The organism is Saccharopolyspora endophytica, assembly GCF_018070075.1.
GTDB classification, from domain to species: domain Bacteria; phylum Actinomycetota; class Actinomycetes; order Mycobacteriales; family Pseudonocardiaceae; genus Saccharopolyspora; species Saccharopolyspora endophytica.
The window spans coordinates 91,135-111,739 of sequence record NZ_JAGPXE010000001.1; the positions used below are offsets into that span (position 1 = coordinate 91,135).

The 20,605-nt window shown below is 68.1% G+C and carries 17 protein-coding genes; 8 read left to right on the forward strand and 9 right to left on the reverse strand.

What is annotated here, in order from left to right; genetic code table 11:
• Nucleotides 1-124: 124 nt before the first annotated feature.
• From KBO27_RS00435 to dnaA, 8 genes are all read right to left on the reverse strand, one after another.
• Complete coding sequence (locus tag KBO27_RS00435; RefSeq protein ID WP_210968041.1) at nt 125-1,006, reverse strand: DUF3566 domain-containing protein; 882 nt, start codon at nt 1,004-1,006, stop codon at nt 125-127.
• Between the two features lie 77 nt (nt 1,007-1,083).
• Complete coding sequence (gene gyrA, locus KBO27_RS00440) at nt 1,084-3,579, reverse strand: DNA gyrase subunit A (RefSeq protein WP_210968042.1); 2,496 nt, start codon at nt 3,577-3,579, stop codon at nt 1,084-1,086.
• Nucleotides 3,580-3,628: 49 nt separating this feature from the next.
• Nucleotides 3,629-5,602, reverse strand: a complete 1,974-nt coding sequence (gene gyrB / locus KBO27_RS00445) for a DNA topoisomerase (ATP-hydrolyzing) subunit B (RefSeq protein ID WP_132677202.1) — start codon at nt 5,600-5,602, stop codon at nt 3,629-3,631.
• A 380-nt stretch (nt 5,603-5,982) separates the two neighbouring features.
• Complete coding sequence (locus KBO27_RS00450; RefSeq protein WP_210968588.1) at nt 5,983-6,570, reverse strand: DciA family protein; 588 nt, start codon at nt 6,568-6,570, stop codon at nt 5,983-5,985.
• Nucleotides 6,571-6,661: 91 nt separating this feature from the next.
• Complete coding sequence (gene recF, locus KBO27_RS00455; protein WP_210968043.1) at nt 6,662-7,849, reverse strand: DNA replication/repair protein RecF; 1,188 nt, start codon at nt 7,847-7,849, stop codon at nt 6,662-6,664.
• A gap of 232 nt (nt 7,850-8,081) precedes the next feature.
• Complete coding sequence (gene gnd / locus KBO27_RS00460; protein ID WP_210968044.1) at nt 8,082-8,969, reverse strand: phosphogluconate dehydrogenase (NAD(+)-dependent, decarboxylating); 888 nt, start codon at nt 8,967-8,969, stop codon at nt 8,082-8,084.
• A gap of 177 nt (nt 8,970-9,146) precedes the next feature.
• Entirely contained in the window at nt 9,147-10,271 is a 1,125-nt protein-coding gene (gene dnaN, locus KBO27_RS00465) for a DNA polymerase III subunit beta (RefSeq protein ID WP_132685137.1), read from the reverse strand.
• Between the two features lie 1,218 nt (nt 10,272-11,489).
• On the reverse strand, nt 11,490-13,352 hold the full coding sequence (dnaA, locus tag KBO27_RS00470; RefSeq protein WP_210968045.1) for a chromosomal replication initiator protein DnaA: 1,863 nt from the start codon (nt 13,350-13,352) through the stop codon (nt 11,490-11,492).
• Nucleotides 13,353-14,017: 665 nt separating this feature from the next.
• On the opposite strand from dnaA, the gene rpmH reads away from it, so the two are divergent.
• The 8 genes from rpmH (at nt 14,018) to KBO27_RS00510 (ending at nt 19,450) form a co-directional block, all read left to right on the forward strand.
• Nucleotides 14,018-14,161, forward strand: a complete 144-nt coding sequence (gene rpmH / locus KBO27_RS00475; protein WP_132626978.1) for a 50S ribosomal protein L34 — start codon at nt 14,018-14,020, stop codon at nt 14,159-14,161.
• 12 nt (nt 14,162-14,173) lie between these two features.
• Nucleotides 14,174-14,605, forward strand: a complete 432-nt coding sequence (rnpA, locus tag KBO27_RS00480) for a ribonuclease P protein component (RefSeq protein WP_132677514.1) — start codon at nt 14,174-14,176, stop codon at nt 14,603-14,605.
• Nucleotides 14,605-14,952: a membrane protein insertion efficiency factor YidD gene (yidD, locus tag KBO27_RS00485; RefSeq protein WP_246536082.1), complete on the forward strand. Its 348-nt coding sequence runs from the start codon at nt 14,605-14,607 to the stop codon at nt 14,950-14,952. The genes rnpA and yidD overlap by 1 nt, the downstream gene beginning before the upstream one ends.
• A 5-nt stretch (nt 14,953-14,957) precedes the next feature.
• Nucleotides 14,958-15,896 (forward strand): membrane protein insertase YidC, encoded by a 939-nt coding sequence (gene yidC, locus KBO27_RS00490; RefSeq protein WP_210968046.1) that lies wholly within the window; start codon nt 14,958-14,960, stop codon nt 15,894-15,896.
• Between the two features lie 33 nt (nt 15,897-15,929).
• Nucleotides 15,930-16,481: a Jag family protein gene (locus KBO27_RS00495; RefSeq protein WP_132677512.1), complete on the forward strand. Its 552-nt coding sequence runs from the start codon at nt 15,930-15,932 to the stop codon at nt 16,479-16,481.
• 274 nt (nt 16,482-16,755) lie between these two features.
• The gene (gene rsmG / locus KBO27_RS00500; RefSeq protein WP_132677511.1) at nt 16,756-17,451 is read left to right on the forward strand and encodes a 16S rRNA (guanine(527)-N(7))-methyltransferase RsmG; all 696 of its coding nucleotides are present in this window, start codon (nt 16,756-16,758) and stop codon (nt 17,449-17,451) included.
• A 62-nt stretch (nt 17,452-17,513) separates the two neighbouring features.
• Nucleotides 17,514-18,443 carry a ParA family protein gene (locus KBO27_RS00505; RefSeq protein WP_281420613.1) on the forward strand — a complete coding sequence of 310 codons (930 nt, stop codon included), beginning with the start codon at nt 17,514-17,516 and terminating at the stop codon, nt 18,441-18,443.
• Nucleotides 18,440-19,450, forward strand: coding sequence for a ParB/RepB/Spo0J family partition protein (locus tag KBO27_RS00510; protein ID WP_210968047.1), 1,011 nt, complete (start codon nt 18,440-18,442; stop codon nt 19,448-19,450). The genes KBO27_RS00505 and KBO27_RS00510 overlap by 4 nt, the downstream gene beginning before the upstream one ends.
• Before the next feature lie 134 nt (nt 19,451-19,584).
• Here KBO27_RS00510 and KBO27_RS00515 read toward each other — a convergent pair whose 3' ends face one another.
• A complete protein-coding gene (locus KBO27_RS00515) occupies nt 19,585-20,535 on the reverse strand; it encodes a D-alanine--D-alanine ligase family protein (RefSeq protein ID WP_132677509.1) in 951 nt (316 codons plus the stop codon).
• Nucleotides 20,536-20,605: the final 70 nt, after the last annotated feature.

The following is a 20,605-nucleotide window of genomic DNA, read 5'->3' on the forward strand; positions in this document are numbered from 1 at the left end:
TTCGTTGTGCTGCAAACATTACAGGACGGCCTCCCGCTCTCGTCACGGGGGGTCACTCCGTCCCGACCGCACCGCGGCGGCGCTCCCCTACCTCGGAAAACGCCGCCGCGGCTCGGTCAGCGACTCACTCGCGCTCGGACAGCGTGATCTCGATGCCGCCGGCGAAGTCCGCCGCCACGTTGTAGATGAACGCGGCCACGGTCGCCAGAGCCGTGATCAGGACGATGTTGATCGCACCGATGATCGAGGCGACGCCGAAGACCCTGCCCGCGCTGATCAGCGGCTCGTTCACCGCGTCGTCGGGCTGGGTCAGCTCGGTGAAGGTGCCGTTGAGCTGCTCCCAGACGCCCATGCCGTCGAGCACGCCGTAGAGCACGGCCACGGCGATCATCCACACGAAGAACAGCGCAACGCTGAGCACCAGGGCCAGCTTCAGCACCGACCACGGATCGAACCGCTTGACCTGCAGGCTCGCCCGGCGCGGTCCCCGGCTGGGGCGCCGCGCGGACGGGCCGGAGGAGCTGCGCTGCTGCTGCGCCCCCGAACCGCTTCCCGCACCGGTGTAGGACACCTGGGTGCGTCCCGACTGCGGGATCTGCGTGCGGACCGTCTCCTGGTCGGACACGGTCTTCGGGATCGTCTGCGTGTCGTCGGTGTCACGGCTCCCGGCGGCCGAACCGCCTGCCGAGGCACCGGCGGCGCCGCCGAGGGCACCCGCAGCCAGCGATCCCGAAAGACTGCTCGGCTCCTCCTCCGCGGATTCTTCCTCCGAGGAGGAGGCCGAGCCGCGCTGCCACGGCGGCGGCGCGTCGGTGCCGTCGAGGTCCTCCCCGCCGTCGGTGGCGGTCGGCTCGGCCGTCGAGCCGGACTCGTCGGTCCCGCTCGCAGAGGCAGCAGCCTCAGAACCGGTCGTGGAGACCTTGTCGTCGACTGTCTGGGTGCTGGCCGAGCCCCGGCCCGCATCCTTCTGCGGGTCCGAGGACTCCGGCTTCTCGGAACTTGTCACGAGCGATCCTTCGGTGATCGTCGGCGTCGGTGTGCCCCGTGGCGTGCCACGGCATGTTCAGTTGGTCGGCGCTGCGGTCACGCCTGCTTGGGCTCCGGTGCGGCGTCCGGATCCGCTGCCTCGTCGGCGTTGCGCGCCACGGCCAGCAGGGTCGAGCCCTCGTCGAGGTTCATCAGGCGAACCCCCTTCGTCTGCCGACCGGCCTTGCGCACCTCCTTGGCGGTGGTGCGGATGACCCCGCCGGAAGAGGTGATGGCGTAGAGCTCGTCCTCCAGCTCGACGATCTGCGCCCCCACAAGCCTGCCACGTTTGCGGTCGTACTGAAGAGTCAGCACGCCCTTTCCGCCGCGGCCCTGGACCGGGTAGTCCTCGATCGGAGTCCGCTTCGCGTAACCGCCTGCGGTGGCGACCAGGACGTACCGGTCCTCGCGGCACACGCCCATCGCGAGCAGCTCGTCGCCGTCGTTGAAGCGCATGCCCAGCACGCCTGAGGTGGCCCGGCCCATCGGGCGGAGCGCATCGTCGGAGGCGTGGAACCTGATCGACTGACCTTCCGCCGACACCAGCAGCAGGTCGTCGTCGGCCGAGCACAGCACGGCGCCGACGAGTTCGTCCTCGTCCTTCAGGTTCACACCGATAAGACCACCCGATCGGTTGGAATCGAAGTCCGTCAAACGGGACTTCTTGACCAAACCGTTCTTGGTCGCCAGCACCAGGTACGGCGCCGCGGTGTAGTCCTTGATCTGCATGACCTGGGCGATCTGCTCGTCCGGCTGGAACGCCAGCAGGTTGGCCACGTGCTGACCGCGAGCGGTCCGGTTGGCCTCGGGCAGCTCGTAGGCCTTCGCGCGGTAGACCCGGCCCTTGTTGGTGAAGAACAGGATCCAGTCGTGCGTGGAGCAGACGAAGAAGTGCGACACGATGTCGTCCTGCTTCAGCGCCGCTCCCTGCACGCCCTTGCCGCCGCGCTTCTGCGCCCGGTACAGGTCGGTGCGGGTCCGCTTGGCGTAGCCGGTGCGGGTGATCGTGACGACCACGTCCTCGTCGGCGATGAGGTCTTCCATGGAGACCTCGCCCTCGAACGGGACGATCTTGGTGCGGCGGTCGTCGCCGTACTTGTCGACGATCTCCATCAGCTCGTCGCGGATGATCTGCCGCTGCCGCTCGGGCTTGTCGAGGATGTCCTTGAGGTCCTCGATCTCCCGCTCGATCTCGGCCAGCTGGTCGACGATCTTCTGGCGCTCGAGGGCGGCCAGGCGGCGCAGCTGCATCTCCAGGATCGCGTTCGCCTGGATCTCGTCGACGTCGAGCAGCTCGATCAGGCCGGTGCGCGCGTCGTCGACCGTCGGCGAGCGGCGGATCAGCGCGATGACCTCGTCGAGCATGTCCAGCGCCTTGACCAGACCGCGCAGGATGTGGGCCCGCTCCTCGGCCTTGCGCAGGCGGTACTTCGTCCGGCGGACGATGACCTCGATCTGGTGCTTGACGTAGTACCGGATCGTCTGGTCGAGCCGCAGCGTGCGCGGCACGCCGTCGACCAGGGCCAGCATGTTGACGCCGAAGGTCGTCTGCAGCTGGGTGTGCTTGTAGAGGTTGTTGAGCACCACCTTCGGGATCGCGTCCCGCTTGAGGGTGACCACGATCCGCATGCCGCGCCGGCTGTTGGACTCGTCGGCGATGTCGGAGATGCCGGAGATCTTGCCTTCCCGGTGCATCGAGGCGATGTTCTCGATGAGGTTGTCCGGGTTGACCTGGTACGGAAGCTCGGTGACGACCAGCGTGGTGCGTCCCTTGCTGTCCTCCTCCACGGCCACGACGGCCCGCATCTTGATGGAGCCGCGGCCGGTGCGGTAGGCGTCGGCGATCGCGTTGGTGCCGAGGACGAGCGCGCGGGTCGGGAAGTCCGGTCCCTTGATCCGCGCCATGAGGGCTTCGAGGAGCTCCTCGTCCTCGGCCTCGGGGTGCTCCAGCGCCCACACGACGCCGTCGGCGACCTCGCGCAGGTTGTGCGGCGGGATGTTGGTCGCCATGCCCACGGCGATGCCGCCGCCGCCGTTGACCAGCAGGTTCGGGAACCGCGCCGGCAACACGTCGGGCTCCTGGGTGCGCCCGTCGTAGTTGTCGGAGAAGTCGACGGTGTCCTCTTCGATGTCGGCGAGCATGTGCATCGCCAACGGGGCCAGCCGCGACTCGGTGTACCGCATGGCCGCGGCCGGGTCGTTGCCCGGCGAGCCGAAGTTGCCCTGACCGTCGATCAGCGGGTGGCGCATCGACCACGGCTGGGCCAGGCGGACCAGGGTGTCGTAGATCGCCGAGTCACCGTGCGGGTGGTAGTTGCCCATCACGTCGCCGACGACGCGGGAGCACTTCACGTAACCGCGGTCCGGCCGGAAGCCCGAGTCGTACATCGCGTAGAGCACGCGCCGGTGCACCGGCTTGAGACCGTCGCGCACGTCCGGCAGGGCGCGCGCGACGATCACGCTCATCGCGTAGTTGATGTAGGAGTTCTGCATCTCCTGCTGGAGTTCGACCGGTTCGATCCGACCGTGTTCCGGCGGCAGGATTTCCGTCATGCTCTTCCCTTGCTAGTTCGGAGAGTTCGCTGGTTGACCTGCGCGTCGATCACACGTCGAGGAAGCCGGCGTCCTTGGCGTTGCGGGTGATGAACGAGCGCCGGGCTTCGACGTCCTCGCCCATCAGCACGCTGAACAGCTCGTCCGCGGTCGCCGCGTCGTCCAGCGACACCTGCAGCAGCAGCCGGGACTCGGGGTTCATCGTGGTTTCCCAGAGCTCGTCGGCGTTCATCTCGCCGAGACCCTTGTAGCGCTGGATGCCGTCGTCCTTCGGCAGCTTCCGACCGGCGGCCGCGCCCTGGGCGAGCAGCGCGTCGCGCTCCTTGTCGCTGTAGGCGTACTCCGGCTCGGAGCGCGGCCACTTGATCTTGTACAGCGGCGGCTGCGCGAGGAACACGTGCCCGTTCTCGATCAGCGGGCGCATGAACCGGAACAGCAGGGTCAGCAGCAGCGTCCGGATGTGCTGGCCGTCGACGTCGGCGTCGGCCATCAGCACGATCTTGTGGTAGCGCAGCTTCGACAGGTCGAACTCGTCGTGGATGCCGGTGCCCAGCGCGGTGATGATCGCCTGGACCTCGTTGTTCTTGAGGACCTTGTCGATCCGCGACTTCTCCACGTTGATGATCTTGCCTCGCAGCGGCAGGATCGCCTGGAAGCGCGACTCGCGGCCTTCCTTGGCCGAGCCACCCGCGGAGTCACCCTCGACGATGTAGAGCTCGCACTCGTCGGGCTGGTTGGACTGGCAGTCCTTGAGCTTGCCCGGCAGGCCGCCGATGTCCATCGCGCTCTTGCGCCGGACCAGCTCCTTGGCCTTGCGGGCGGCCATCCGCGCCTGCGCCGAGGAGACCGCCTTGTTCACGATCGTCTTCGCGTCGGCGGGGTTGCGCTCGAACCAGTCGGTCAGCCACTCGAAGGCGGTGGTCTGCACGAACGACTTGACCTCGGTGTTGCCCAGCTTGGTCTTGGTCTGGCCCTCGAACTGCGGCTCGCGGACCTTGACCGACACGATCGCGGCGAGACCTTCGCGGACGTCGTCGCCGGTGAGGCTGCCGTCCTTGTCCTTGATGAGCTTCTTGTCCTTGGCGTAGGCGTTGACCACGCGGGTCAGCGCGGACCGGAAGCCCTCCTCGTGGGTACCGCCCTCGTGCGTGTTGATCGTGTTGGCGAAGGTGTACACCGACTGGTTGAAGCCGGAGTTCCACTGCAGCGCGACCTCGAGCTCGTGCCCGTTGCCGGAGGCGTTGAAGGCGACGACCTTCTTGTGGATCGGCTCCTTCGTCGCGTTGATGTGCTTGACGAAGTCCTCGAGCCCGCCCGGGTAGTGGTACGTGCGCTCGGTGATCTTGGCGGTGGCGCCCTGGGCGTCCTCACCGCCCTCCTCCGACTCGGCCGAGCGCTCGTCGCGCAGGACGATGGTCAGGCCCTTGTTCAGGAAGGCCATCTCCTGCAGGCGGCGGGAGACCGTCTCCGCGTTGTAGTGCGTGGTCTCGAAGATCGTCGGGTCGGCCCAGAACGTGATGGTGGTGCCGGTCTTGCTGGTCTTCTCGCCGCGCTCGATGTCGGCGGCGGGCTTGGAGTCCTCGTAGCGCTGCCGCCACACGTAGCCGTCGACGTGGATCTCGGCCTCGAGCACGGTCGACAGCGCGTTGACCACCGACACGCCCACGCCGTGCAGACCACCGGAGACGGCGTAGGAGTCGCCGCCGAACTTGCCGCCCGCGTGCAGCACGGTCAGCACGACCTCGAGGGTCGGCTTCTTCTCCACCGGGTGCATGTCGACCGGGATGCCTCGGCCGTCATCGCTGACCCGCACGCCGCCGTCGGCGAGCAGGGTGACCTCGACCTTCGAGGCGTACCCGGCCATCGCCTCGTCGACGGAGTTGTCCACGACCTCCCACACCAGGTGGTGCAGACCGCGCTCACCGGTGGAACCGATGTACATGCCGGGACGCTTGCGGACGGCCTCAAGGCCCTCAAGAACGGTGATGGATGAGGCGTTGTATTCGCTCTTCTTCGGTGCCACGGGCCTCGATTTCTCCTCAAGCCGACTGTGCTGTCACGGTGATCGGTCGATGCCGGCCTGGTTACCGGCTCCGGCGCACCTCTACGACCACTTCGGGGCGACTCGGCTGCCGGCGCCGCACCCCGGCGCGGCCCGGTCCGGACCCCTCGCCGCCGGCGACCGGGGAGCGCGTCGGGTCACACCCGCCTTGATTCTACTGGTCCCCCGCCGCAGAAGTGGGGCAAGGACGCCCCTAGCTTGCTCACAGAGTCGAGAACTCGGATCAATCCACCATCGAAGAGCCGTGAACGCCTGCTCGGAATTCTCTGCGGCGATCGGCCGTTCGGCGATCCTCACCTGCGAGTGGACCCGCACCTCGACGATCCGCAGCCCGCAGATTACTAGCCGTAGGTGTCTCGCGGACCGCGCCCGGAGATGTGTCGCGGACCGTGTCGCCAGCTCGGAGCCGCAGGTCCCTGCACCTTGATCCGCTTGACCACGCCGGGCCCCACCCCGTCGCTGATCCGCTTGAGGATCTGGCGCTGGAGCAGCCGCAGCTGCGTGGCCCACGCCGTGGACTGCGCCTGCACGGTGAGCTCGCAGTCCTTGAGCTGCAACGGCTTGGTGTGCTCGGCGATCTCCCCGCCGACCAGCGAATCCCACTTGGCGAAGACCTGACCACCGGAGAGGTGCTCGGTCCAGCCGTGCTCGGAGGCGATCCGCGCAGCGAGCCTGCCCAGCGGCTGCGGGTCCCGGTCGTCAGGTCCGGCACCGGTCCAGCCACGACGCCTGCGGGTGCGGAGCTTGCCCGGCTTGCCGGGTTTGCCCATCGCCTTGCGCTTGGCCGCGGACTGCTCGCGCGCCGACTGCAGCGCGGCACGAGCCAGGTCCGGCCCGGCCAGCTCGCTGCCGTCGATCCCCTGACCTGGCGCTTTGTCCTCGGGCAGGGCGGCGCCGTCGGAGCCGCGAACGGGCGCTGAGTTATCCACACCATCCACAGGGTTATCCCCAGATGTGGGTAGTTCCACGGATTGCTCCGTGGTCGCGGTCACTCTGCGTGCAATTTTTCGTCCGTTTCCGTCAGGCGGCACGGTGCACCTCACCTTCCCGGACGTCGAATCGGGCGCCGGTGAGCTCCTCGGGGACGTCCTCGCCGACCGCGGCCGTCACCAGGACCTGCTCGGCCCCCGAGACGAGCGCGGCGAGCCGGGAACGCCTGCGGCGGTCGAGCTCGGCGAACACGTCGTCCAGGATCAACACCGGTTCCGCGCCATCCTCTGTGAGCAGGTGGTAAGAAGCCAGCCGCAACGCCAGGACGAACGACCACGATTCACCGTGACTGGCATAACCCTTCGCGGGCAGCTCGCCGAGCAGCAGGTCCAGGTCATCGCGGTGCGGGCCGACCAGCGACACGCCGCGCTCGATCTCCTGCGGCCGGACGCGCTCCAGCTCCGCGAGCAGAGCGGCCTCCAGCTCCGGCACAGCCTCGTCCCACGGGATCTCCGGGCCTCCGGGCACCCCGTAGCGCTCCGGCATCGATTCGCCCAAGCTGCTGCGATATCGCAGGTCAGCGACCCGACCGGACGGAGTGCTCGCCTCGTCGGTCGCCGCGACGTTCGCGTATGCGCTGGTCACGTGAGGGGCAAGCGCCGACACCAGGGACAGCCTCCCGGCCAGCAGCTCGGCGCCGTAGCGCGCGAGGTGGCCGTCCCAGACCGCCAAGGTGCTCAGATCCGCCTTGCCCCCGCCCCGCCGGGCGGCGCCCGCCGACTTCAGCAGCGCGCTGCGCTGCTTGAGCACCCGCTCGTAGTCGGAGCGGATCCCCGCGTAGCGCGGCGCCCGCGCTACCAGCAGGTCGTCCATGAACCGGCGGCGTTCGCCCGGGTCACCTCGCACGATCGCCAGGTCCTCCGGTGCGAACAGCACGGTCCGCAGGATCCCCAGCACGTCGCGGGGTTTGCCGGCCCCGCCCCGGTTGATCCTGGCGCGGTTGGCCTTGCCGGGGGTGATCTCCAGTTCGACCAGCAGCTCCCGGCCGTTGTTGACCACCGCGGCCCGCACCACCGCGCGGCCCGCTCCGTAGCGGACCAGCGGCGCGTCGTTGGAGACCCGGTGCGAGCCGAGGGTGGCGACGTAGCCGATCGCCTCGACCAGGTTGGTCTTGCCCTGACCGTTCGACCCGACCAGGACGGTGACTCCGGGTTCGAGTTCGAGGTCGGCGAGCGGCCACGACCGGAAGTCGTTGACCTGCAAGTGACGCACGTACACGACGATCCAACTCAGTTGTTCTTGCCGGGCAGGTTCCGCGGACGCCGCGGCTGCGATGTCCGCACAATCCGAATGGGTGTGTCCGGACCGTGCCGGACGGCCTGTCCGCGTGCCGCGACCAGCGCGGACACCCGCGGAACGGCGGGGAGATCTGTCGACAAGTCTCCCCGTCGACGTTGCCGCGATGTGGGGACGCTCCGGCCGGAACGCCCCCACACGAGGAGTCGGGAGGTCAGCCCTCGGACTTCTGGACCGCGTGGCCGCCGAACTGGTTGCGCAGCGCCGAGACCGCCTTCATCGCGGGCGAGTCCTCCTGGCGCGAGGCGAACCGGGCGTACAGCGCGGCGGTCATGACCGGGGCCGGGACCGCGTTGTTGATCGCTTCCTCGATGGTCCACCGGCCCTCGCCCGAGTCCTGCACGTAGCCGCGCAGCTCGGACAGCTCCGGGTCCTCGTCGAGAGCGCGAACCAGCAGGTCGAGCAGCCAGGAGCGCACGACGGTGCCCTTGCTCCAGGCCTTGATCGTGGCGGGCACGTCGGTGACGACGTCGGAGGCGGCGAGCAGCTCGAAGCCCTCGGCGTAGGCCTGCATCAGGCCGTACTCGATGCCGTTGTGCACCATCTTCGCGTAGTGACCGGCCCCGACCGGACCGGCGTGCGCGAAGCCCTCCTCGCGCGGACCCTCCGGCCGCAGCGCGTCGAAGATCGGCAGCGCGCGCTCGACGTCCTCGGCGTCACCGCCGGCCATCAGGCCGTAGCCGTTCTTGGCGCCCCAGACCCCGCCGGACACGCCCACGTCCACGTACTTGATGCCGTTCTCGGCCAGCAGCGCGGCATTCGCCTGGTCATCGGTGAACTTGGAGTTCCCGCCCTCGATCACCAGGTCGCCGGCGGACAGCAGTCCGGACAGCTCCTCGACGGTCTGCCGGGTCGGGTCGCCGTGCGGAACCATGATCCACACGATCCGCGGACCGGCCAGCTTCTCGACCATCTCCGCCACGGACGCCGCGTCGCTGACGTCCGGGTTGCGGTCGTACCCCACGACCTCGTGGCCGGCGGCCCGCAGCCGCTCGCGCATGTTGAAACCCATTCGGCCGAGGCCGACAAGCCCGAGTTGCACTGGAACTCCCTATCCGAACTGTGTGTCGACTTGTGGAGGTCGGCGCGTGGCCGGCCGCGCTGCGGGATCATGGCACCCGCTGAATCGATCTGGCGCGAGCCTACGACCACGAACCGGGACGACGGGGCGGGTGGTGCGCCGGATGTGAGCCGCGCACCACCTCGGCCTCGCCGGGGATCAACCGGGCAGGCGGACCGGCATCAACAGGTAGAGGTAGCCCTCCTGGACCTTGCCCTCGTCGTCGATCGGCTTGATCAACGCCGGGCGGTTGGCGGTGGTGAACTGCATCTGGGCGCGCTCGGACTTCAGGGCGCTGAGACCGTCGAGCAGGTACGCCGGGTTGAAGGCGATGGTCAGCTCCTCGCCGTCGAGCTCGATCGGGAGCTCTTCCTCGGCGCTGCCCTCGTCGTCACCGCCGGCGGACAGCCGCAGCAGGCGGTCGGAGAACTCCAGCCGGACCTGCGTGCCGCGCTCGGCCACCAGCGACACGCGCTTGATCGCCTCGGCCAGCGGCCCGACGTCGATGTTCGCGGTCACCGCGGTCTCGGCGGGCAGCAGCTGGCGGTACTTCGGGAACTCCGCGTCCAGCAGGCGGCTGGTGTTCCGGCGGGTCGTGCCGGACAGGCCGAGCAGTCCGTCACCGGAGGCCAGCGAGATCTCGACCTTGCTCGCACCGGCGCCCAGCGTCTTGGCCGAGTCCGCCAGCGTCTTGGCCGGGACCAGCACCTGGGTGTCCGCGATGCTCGTGCCGGGCTCCCAGGTGATCTCGCGCATCGCCAGCCGGAACCGGTCGGTGGCGACCATGGTCAGCTTGTCCGCGTTGATCTCCATCCGGATGCCGGTCAGCATCGGGAGCGTGTCGTCCTTGCCCGCGGCCACGGCGACCTGGCCGACCGCTTCGCTGAACAGGTCGGTCGGCACGGATCCGGCGTGCTCGGGCATCTCCGGCAGCGCCGGGTAGTCCTCGACCGGCATGGTCGGCAGGCTGAACCGCGAGCTGCCGCAGGTGATGGTCACCCGGGAACCGTCGACGGTCATCTCGACCGGACGTGCCGGCAGCGCCTTGGTGATGTCGGCCAGCAGACGCCCCGAGACCAGGGTCTTCCCGCTGGCGTCGATCGAGGCGTCGATGGTGACCTGGGCGGAAACCTCGTAGTCGAAGCCGGAGATGGTGAGCGCTTCCCCGGAGCTCGCATCGAGCAGCACCCCGCCCAGCACCGGAACCGGTGGCCGCGACGGCAGGCTGCGCGCGACCCAGGCGACGGCGTCGGCAAGACCGTCACGCTCCACGCGGATCTTCATGGGTGTCCTTTCGGTTTCAGCCGTGGCTCGGCTGCCGAGAACTGTGTCGAGCCGTGCGCGGCTGGAAGGTTCGGTGTGCTCCGCATCGGGGGCGAAGCGATCCCGCAGCGAGAACGGCTTGGACTTCGCTAGGAGTTCGAGCCGGGCTTCTCGTTGCGGGGAGTTCCACCGTAGAGCGTGCTCACCGATCTCCGCATCCGGGTCGTGGCTGTTGGCCGGAGCCGGTTCGAGCGTCGAGGCGGGAGTTGTCCACTTATCCACCGCCCCTAGTTCTCTTTTCTTTTTTTCTAAGAAGAGAAGAAATGTCCGCAGTAGTAGTAAGGCCTGTGAGTTGTGGGGACAACCGTCGTTTGGGCTGGTCGGGTGGCGTGGTCGCGTGTGGATGACCACTGGAAGTAACCGGGGACTACGACAGCCGGGTGGTGGACAACTTCTGGCCGTCTTGAGTTCTTCCACAACCATCCCCAGTTGTCCACACTCCCATCCACAGTCGGACCCCAGGTTGTACCCATCCCCGGGTGGATTGGCGGTTCTCCACCGGTCGGGTTGTGGGCAGAGTTGTGGGAACTCTGTTGGCAACCGGCCTCGACCATGTGGGCAGGCTGTGCACAGCTTGTGGATGGACTGGGGAAAATTGCAGGTCAAGCCTGGGGATGGAAATTCTGTGGACAGCTGGCGTCTTCGAGGGTTTTTTGTTCTGGCGGTGAGGTGAAGCCCACGGGGCCGGGCAGAAAACTTCTTGGCGTGAATGTTCCCGATCCCACGCACCGCGCTCGGACGAACACTGAAAGTGGTGATTTCCGGGCGCAGGTCTTGCGCGGAGGCGTTCGGAGGCCCCGTCGTGCGACCGGATCTGGCTCGAATGTTTCTGCTCGGCGCCCAGGATCAGGCCGGAGGGGTCCAGCAGAAACCTCGCGAGCGCCTCGGCGGACACCGGTGCGGGGCGCGCGGGCAGGGCTGGACCCGCGTCAGAACGCCGGAACATTTCTGCTGGGGTGGGTGGGTCGGGGCATGCCCCCGTACCAGAAAGATGGGCCGCGCGCGGCCTAGGGAATCACACCAGGGGACCCGCAAAATCCCGTCAGCGGCGAAATGAGCGGCTGACGCCGAAAAAGCGCAGTTCAGAGCCTCGCGTTGACTGGCTTGGTCAGGCAGGCGGTGTGCTGGAAGGCCCGAGAACTACTCGGACGGCGGTTGTCCTCGGCGTGGTGCGGTCGTTCAGCGGGACTGCTGCTTGATGCGGGCGGTCAGCTCCTGGACGTGCTCGTACACGCGCCGGCGCTCCGCCATCTCCTTGCGGATCTTCTTGTCGGCGTACATGACCGTGGTGTGGTCGCGGCTGCCGAAGTACTGCCCGATCTTCGGCAGCGACGAGTCCGTCAGCTCCCGGCACAGGTACATCGCGATCTGCCGGGCCTGGGCCAGCGCCTTCGTCTTGCCGGGCCCGCAGAGGTCGTCCATGGTCACGCCGAAGTAGTCCGCGGTGACCGCCATGATCGTCGGCGCGGTGATCTCCGGGGTCTGCGAGTCCGGGATGAGGTCGCGCAGCACGATCTCGGCCAGTTGCAGGTCGACGGGCTGGCGGTTCAGCGACGCGAACGCCGTGACCCGGATCAGCGCGCCCTCCAGCTCGCGGATGTTGCGCTCGATGCGGGAGGCGATGAACTCCAGCACGTCGGCCGGCGCGTTCATCCGGTCCTGGGCCGCCTTCTTGCGGAGGATCGCGATCCGGGTCTCCAGCTCAGGCGGCTGGATGTCGGTGATCAGACCCCACTCGAACCGGGTCCGCAGCCGGTCCTCCAGCGTGCGCAGCCCCTTCGGCGGCCGGTCGGAGGACACCACGATCTGCTTGTTCGAGTTGTGCAGCGTGTTGAAGGTGTGGAAGAACTCCTCCTGAGTACCTTCCTTGCCCTCCAAGAACTGGATGTCGTCGACCAGCAGCACGTCGACGTCCCGGTAGCGGCGTTGGAACGCCACCTGCCGGTCGTCGCGCAGCGAGTTGATGAAGTCGTTGGTGAATTCCTCGGTCGAGACGTACCGGACGCGCATCCCGGGGAACAGCCGTTGCGTGTAGTGCCCGACCGCGTGCAGCAGGTGCGTCTTGCCGAGACCCGACTCGCCCCAGATGAACAGGGGGTTGTACGCCCGAGCAGGTGCCTCGGCCGCGGCGACCGCGGCAGCGTGCGCGAACCGGTTCGACGAACCGATCACGAAGGTGTCGAAGGTGTACTTGGCGTTGAGCCTGGTCTGCGAGGTCGGCGGCGCGTGCTTGGGCGCGGTGAACGGCTGGCCCTGCTGCGGCTCGGCCGACGGGATCGTCTGACCGCCCTGGCCGCGACCGAAGGTCGGCCACACGCCCTCGTCAGCGGCCTGCTCACCTGATTCGGGCTCGGCCGAGTTCGAATCGGTGGAGGGCTCGGAGCTCTCGGACGCGGGTTCGGCCGGCTCGGGCTCCGGTTCGGCCTCGGGTTCAGGCTTGGCCGAGGCGGGCTTCGGGATCTCGCCGTTGGGCCACTTGAACTCGGCCGTCGGGAAGTCGATGTCCGCGGCCTTCGGCTTCGGCTCGGGCGCGGCGTGCCTGCCCTGGGGCTCTGAACTGGGAGAACCGGCGCTGTGCGGGCCGGTGCCGGGCACGATCGGGATGGATCCCGTGTGCCCGATCGAACCGGTGTGCGCCGTGTGCCCGAAGGAGCTGTCGCCGCCGTAACCGGGGACGGAGATGTAGCTGGACGACGACTGGTCGTCGCCGCCGCGAGGGCTCCACGTCTCCGGGGCGGGTGCAGGAGCGGGCGCGGCGACCGGGCGGGTCGGCGCGGGCACCGCGGTGTCGACCTTCACGGCCAGCGAGACGTCGCGGCCGAGACGGCGGGAGAGGGCATCGGTGATCGGATCGCGCAGCGCGCGTTCGATGGCTTCCTTCGCGAAGTCGCTCGGAGCGGCCAGCAGCGCGGTCCCGTCGAGCAGCCCGATGGGGCGGGTGACCCGCATCCACGCGCGTTGCTGCGGCGAGAGAGTGCCGGAGGACAGCTCCTGCACCACCTCTTCCCAAACTCGACCGAGATCGGCTTGGTGGTCGGACACCGCCTGCTCCCCTCCCCTCGCTTGATGCTCCCCGGTTGCGGCCCCGGTCCCCAACCCCCAAGGTTGCACGGGTAGCGGGTACCACGGAATGAGTGGGCGACTCGATGGACACACGTGTCCACAGAGTTGTCCACAGCTTGTGTATGAAGGTACGGCAGCCCGTTCCGGTGTTTCCCCCTGGGGCCGTAGTACCCCTGCGATCCAGGTCAGTTCCCCCTGACTGCCGACCGATGCTCCCAACCACCGGTCTGCGACATCGCAGGGAGGCACGCTAACAAGCGGCGGCCTCAGCCACAAGCAGGTCCCCGGGGCCTCGCGGAGATCGTGATGTGGCAGGCTCTTCGGTGTCGACGAGCGGTGACCCGATCACCAGCGCGGACATCTCCGCGAGCCTCGCAACCCGCTTCGCCGGACCTGGCCGCCTTCGTTATGGGGCCGATATCGCCGGATGCCGACCCCGGCTGTGAACCTGCTGTTGGCTCTGGCGTACCCTCGTACAGTCCCCCGCTTGTGCAGCGGGCATGTCGGCGCGCCGACATCACGCCCGGCCTTGCGGCTCTTGGTCCGTAACCTGCGGACCTGCGGGTTGAAGAACCGGGGACACCAAGACCGAACCGTGGTCCGAAAGCGACCATCGGTGCCTGTAGTAACCGGGAGATCCGACCGTGAGCAAGGGCAAGCGCACTTTCCAGCCGAACAACCGCCGCCGTGCCAGGAAGCACGGGTTCCGGCTGCGCATGCGCACTCGCGCCGGCCGGGCCATCGTGGCCACGCGCCGTCGCCGGGGCCGCGCGCAGCTGTCTGCCTGATCGCGTCCGGCCGTGCTTCCCACGGCAGCCCGGCTGACCAGGAACCAGGACTTTCGCCTGGTGGTCCGTCGTGGTCGTCGGGCCGGACGTCCCCGACTGGTGGTCCACGTCCTGCGCCCGGATCAGACCCGGGCTCGGGACTGTGGTGAGGCCAAGCCGGAGGCTCAAGCTAATACGGCACCCACCCGGGACTCGTCTGCTTCGACCCGGGTGGGTTTTGTCGTCAGCAAGGCCGTGGGTGTCGCGGTGGTGCGCCACCGGGTCGCCCGCCGTCTGCGTCACTTGATGCGAGACCGCCTCCCGGACCTGCCCGCTGGCACACTGGTGGTGGTTCGGGCGCTGCCTCCGGCAGCGGACGCGTCCAGCCGGGAGCTCGGCACGGACATCGACGCGGCGTTGAAAAAGCTTCGCGTCCGTTACCCCGATGGCCCGGACAGCAGGTGATGGCGGGGTTGCAGGAGATGGCACCGGATCGGCGGCATGACGAATCGCATGACGAAAGTCGTGCGGGGCGCAAACCCCACCTGTCCGCCTGGCTCCTGCTCGGCCCGGTGCACGTCTACCGCAAGGTCATCTCCCCACTGCTGCCGCCGATGTGCCGGTTCTACCCCAGCTGCAGCGCCTACGCTGTCGAGGCGCTGACCGTGCACGGGTTGTTCCGCGGCGGATGGCTCACCGTCCGCAGGCTCCTGCGCTGCGGCCCCTGGCACCCCGGAGGACTGGACCCGGTCCCACCACACCGTGAGCGGCGAGCCGGCATTCGCCTTTCCGACAAACCCGCCGAGGAGTAGCCCGCGTGCTGGACTTCATCTACTACCCCGTGTCGGCCATCCTCTGGTTCTGGCACAAGGTCTTCGGCTCCGTGCTCGAACCGTCGAGCGGATTCGCTTGGGCGCTCTCGGTCATCTTCCTGGTCTTCACCCTGCGCGTTCTGCTGTTCAAGCCGTTCGTGCACCAGGTGCGGTCGATGAAGAAGATGCAGGAGTTCGCTCCCCTGGTGCGGGAGCTGCAGGAGAAGCACGGCGACGACAAGCAGAAGCTCGCCGCGGAGATGCAGAAGCTCCAGACCGAGCAGGGCTTCAACCCGCTCTCCGGCTGCCTGCCCATGCTCGTGCAGGTCCCGGTGTTCATCGGTCTCTTCCACGTGCTCAACGGCTTCAAGCCCGGCGCCCCCGGCAACTTCGTGTTCAACGCCGCCGACGTCGCCTCCTTCGTCGAGGCCGACCTGTTCGGCGCGAAGCTGTCCAACACGCTCAGTCAGCCGGCCGAGCTGCTCGCCACGTTCGGCACCGACCGGCTGTCCATGATGACCGTCGCCGTGCCGCTGATGATCGCCGCTGCGATCGCCACGCACTTCACCGCCCGGCACTCGCTGCAGCGGCAGAGCCCCGAGGCCGCCGCCAGCCCGCAGGCGGCGATGACCAACAAACTGATGCTGTGGATCTTCCCGATGTTCGCTATCGTCGGTGGTCCGTTCCTCCCGCTGGCCATTCTGATCTACTGGCTGGCCAACAACTTCTGGACGCTGGGACAGCAACGAGTGGTGTACCGCCGGATCGATCGCGAGGAGGCTGCGTCCGCTGACGCGCCCGCGGTCGCGAACTCGGCAGGCGCTGCTACGGCAGTCGTCGACAGCACCACCGCTGAGAAGGCGTCCGATGACCAACCCGGTGAGATCCCCGGGGTGATCGAAGACCGCGCTCGTGACACGGACAAGCCGGGCGAGACCCGCTGACCCCGTCGCGAACCCCTGGAGAGGAGACACCCAGTGTCTGAAACTGTGCAGGAGAGCCCGGCCGTCGCCGAGGCCACCGACTCCCCCGCCAACGACGAGTCCTCCCCCGAGGTGTCCAACACCGAGGCCTTGCTGGTGCAGGAAGGTGACGTCGCAGGCGACTACCTGGAGCGGCTGCTCGACCTGCTCGACTACGACGGCGACATCGACCTCGACGTCGAGGCCGGCCGTGCGGTGGTGAGCATCGACGGAGGATCCGACCTCGAGAAGCTCGTCGGCGGTCGCGGCCAGGTGCTCGAAGCCCTGCAGGAGCTGACCCGGCTCGCCGTCCAGCAGGACACTGGCGTGCGCAGCCGCCTCATGCTCGACGTCGCCGGCTGGCGAGCCGGGCGCCGCGAGGAGCTCTCCGAGATCGGCCGGTCCACCGCCGAGGAAGTTCTCAAGAGCGGCCAGGAGGCTCGGCTGCGGCCGATGACCCCGTTCGAGCGGAAGATCATCCACGACGCCGTCGCGGCGATCGATGGGGTCTACAGCGAGAGCGAAGGCGAAGAGCCCAACCGCAAGGTCGTCGTCTTCAAGAGCTGACCCGCTCCCCTGCTGAACGCCCCCGTCGGACTCGAAGTCCGGCGGGGGCGTTTTGTCGACTTGGGCACTGGCGGGTGTGCCGCGCGCCGGACTGGGCTGTAGTCGTGGTGCAACCGTTCTGAAACTCTGGTCTGGCTGAATGGTCCTTGGCCTCGCCGGTACTCGTTCGGCGTGGTTTCACGTGAAACAGCGGGTTGGTGCGCGGCTTCGGATCGCGATCCGGCAGGCTAGACGCGACGTCTTTGGTTTCACGTGAAACAGCGGGGTGAATGTCTTGACCGGAGGTGCGCCCGAGGCGGCGCGGGTCGTTTTCGGCGAGCGAGTGGAGTTGGCGGAGAGGTTCGCCGAGTTACTCCACGAGCACGGAATCCGTCGCGGATTGATCGGTCCACGCGAATTGGACCGGCTCTGGGAAAGACATCTGCTGAACTCTGCTGTGATTGCGGAGTTGCTCCCCCCTCAAAGCCGGGTTGTGGACGTAGGCTCTGGGGCGGGGTTGCCGGGCATCCCGTTGGCGATCGCTCGCCCGGATCTCACCCTCACCTTGCTGGAGCCGATGGCTCGGCGGGTGACGTGGTTGCAGGAAGTCATCACCGAGCTGGCACTCACCGTTGAGGTGGTGCGTGGTCGTGCCGAGGAGGGTCCGGTGCGCGAACGACTTGCCGATCAGGACGTCGTGACCGCGCGCGCCGTGGCGCCGATGGAACGGCTCGCGAAGTGGTCTCTCCCGCTGCTGCGGCAGGACGGCCTACTGCTCGCCATGAAGGGCGATAGCGCGGCTGAAGAACTCGAACGGGATGCGGCGGCGATCGCCGCGGCCGGTGGCGGTCGTGGCGAAGTCAAATCATGCGGTGTCGGCGTACTCGATGTGCCGACGACCGTTGTCGTGGTGGAGCGGGTCGCGGCGGCCCGAACCTCGTCCGGTCGGCGTCGTGAGACACGTCGAGCGAGAAAGGAACGTGGACGGTGAATCCGGAGGAAAACGGAGCGGGTCGGGTTTCACGTGAAACAAGGGGGCGCGCGATGGGCGCCATGCGATTCCCCTCCGGCCCGGAGACCAACGCCATGAGCTTCGGCCGGGACGACATCGGCTGGACTCCGATCATGGAGGAGGCGCAGCGCGCCACGCGCGTGCTGCACCCCGACGAGCTGGACCTCCCCCGCCCCAAGAACCGGCGCATCATCACCGTGGCCAACCAGAAGGGCGGCGTCGGCAAGACGACGAGCACGGTGAACCTCGCGGCCGGTCTGGCGCTGCACGGCCTCAAGGTTCTGGTGATCGACCTCGACCCGCAGGGCAACGCGAGCACCGCGCTGGGTGTCGAGCACCGCGGTGGCGTTCCCTCGGTCTACGAGGTGCTGCTCGGTGAGATCAGCGTCGCGGACGCGGCGGCCAAGAGCACCCAGTCGGACAACCTCTTCTGCGTCCCGGCCACGATCGACCTCGCCGGCTCGGAGATCGAGCTCGTCACCATGGTGGCTCGGGAGGGCCGCCTGAAGGAGGCGCTGAACTCCGAAGCGGTCGAGGCGCTGGACTTCGACTACGTCTTCGTGGACTGCCCTCCGTCGCTCGGCCTGCTCACGGTGAACGCGTTGGTCGCCGCGCACGAGGTGCTGATCCCGATCCAGTGCGAGTACTACGCGCTGGAGGGTCTGGGACAGCTGCTCCGCAACATCGAGCTGGTGCAGTCCCACCTCAACCCGGCTCTGTGGGTCTCGACGATCCTGCTGACGATGTACGACGGGCGGACCAAGCTCGCCGATCAGGTCACCGCCGAGGTGCGCGGTCATTTCGGAGACCTGACCCTGCGGACGGTGATTCCGCGTAGCGTGAAGATTTCTGAGGCTCCGGGCTTCGGTCAGACTGTGCTGACCTACGATCCGGGATCACGAGGCTCGATGAGCTACCTGGACGCGGCGCGAGAGATCGCGGAGCGGGGTGCCGAAAGGAAGACAGCATGACCGAGCGACGAGGTGGTCTGGGCCGCGGTATCGCCGCGCTGATCCCGAGCGCTCCCCCAGCCGGTGCGGATGGCGCCACGCTGGGCGGAGCGACCTCAGGTTTGCGTGGTGGGCCCGCGTACGGCGGCTCCCAGCCCGAGCCCTCCGTTTCACGTGAAACGGAGAGCGAGGCGCAGGGATCCGTCGCGGGTGCCGTCTACAAAGAGATCGCCATCGCATCGATCAACCCCAACCCGAAGCAGCCTCGTCAGGTCTTCGACGAGGAAGCGCTCAACGAGTTGGAGCACTCGATCCGCGAGTTCGGGCTCATGCAGCCCATCGTGGTGCGCGAGATCGAGGCCGATCAGTACGAGCTGATCATGGGCGAGCGCCGGTGGCGCGCTTCCCAGCTGGCGGGTCTGGAGTACATCCCCGCGATCGTCCGCGAGACCAAGGACGACGCACTGCTCCGGGACGCGCTGCTGGAGAACATCCACCGCGTTCAGCTCAACCCGCTGGAAGAGGCGGCGGCCTACCAGCAGCTGCTGGACGAGTTCGGCGTGACCCACGATGAACTCGCGGACCGGATCGGTCGGAGCCGTCCGGTCATCACCAACACCATCCGGCTGCTGCGCCTCCCCCTCGAAGTCCAGCGTCGGGTCGCCGTCGGCGTGCTGTCGGCCGGCCACGCCCGCGCGCTGCTGAGCCTCGAGGACGTCGGGCATCAGGAAGACCTGGCGAAGCGGATCGTCGCGGAGGGTCTTTCGGTCCGCGCGACCGAGGAGCAGGTGACGCTCAAGAAGTCCGAGGCTCCTGCGAAGGAGAAGTCCTCGGCGAAGAAGCAGATCCAGGCGCCTGGGTTCGATCGGTTGGCGGACCGGCTCGCGAACCACTTCGACACCAAGGTGAAGGTGGCCCGCGGGAGCCGGAAGGGCAAGATCGTCATCGAATACGGCTCGGTTGACGATCTTGAGCGCATCGCGGAGTTGATCTTGGGTCACGAGGCCCGTGGAATCAGCGAGGAATGACACCGGGGCCTTACGTCACGGTGATGATTACTGATCGTGATCGAATGGCTCGATCACGGTGACGGTCGGCGATCGACGAAAAAGCGGCGGACTCCACGGAGTCCGCCGCTTTTGTTTCACGTGAAACGCGCGAGTCAGCCGCCGCGCTTGATCGCCCGCTCGACGAGTCCGGCGTAGGTCTCCCCCAGCGAGCGCCCGGCGGCTTCGACGGCCATCGGCAGGAGCGAGGTCTCGGTCAGCCCGGGCGACACCTTCGCGTCGAGGAAGTGCGGGACGCCGTCGGTGTCGATGATCGCGTCCGTCCGGGAGATGTCGCGCAGCCCGAGCAGCTTGTGCGCGGCGATCGCCAGCTCTCCCGCCGCCGCGGCGGTGTCGGCGGAGATGTCCGCCGGGGACCGGTAGTTCGTCAGCCCGGCGGTGTAGCGAGCGGTGTAGTCGTAGACGCCGTCGGCCGCTTCGATCTCGACGGCCGGCAACGCCTCCGGACCGTCCGGTCCCTCGACGACGGTGATCGCGACCTCGGTCCCCTCGATGAAGCGCTCGACGAGAACCGCGTCGCCGTAGGACAGCGCGCCCACCATCGCCGACGGCAGGTTCGCCGCGTCGCGCACCACCTGGGCGCCCAGCCCCGAGCCGCCCTGGTCCGGCTTGAGCATCAGCGGCAGACCCAGCTTGCTCACGAGCGCGTCCAGCACTGCTTGCGCTCCCAGCTCGCGGAAGGTCGCGTGCGGCAGTGCCACCCAGTCCGGCGTCGTCAGCCCGGCACGGGCCACCTCAGCCTTCGCAGTGGGCTTGTCCCAGGTGCGACGGGAAGCGTGCGGACCGGTTCCGACGTAGGGGATGCCGAGCATGTCCAGCACGGCCTGCACCGAGCCGTTCTCCCCTTCCCCGCCGTGCAGGGCGATGACCACCGCGTCCGGCCGCTCCTCGGTGAGTCGGGACAGCAGCCGGGCATCGGCGTCCCACTCTGCGACGGTCATGCCGACCGAGCGCAGCGCGGCGGACAACCGGCGGCCGGAACGCAGCGACACATCGCGCTCGTGCGAAAGCCCACCGGCGAGCACGGCAACCCAGCGATCAGACACTCTCTTCAGCACCTCGGAAAAGTAGCGGTCCACTGCACCAGATCAGGCGCAGTGGACCGGTCGTGTGGAT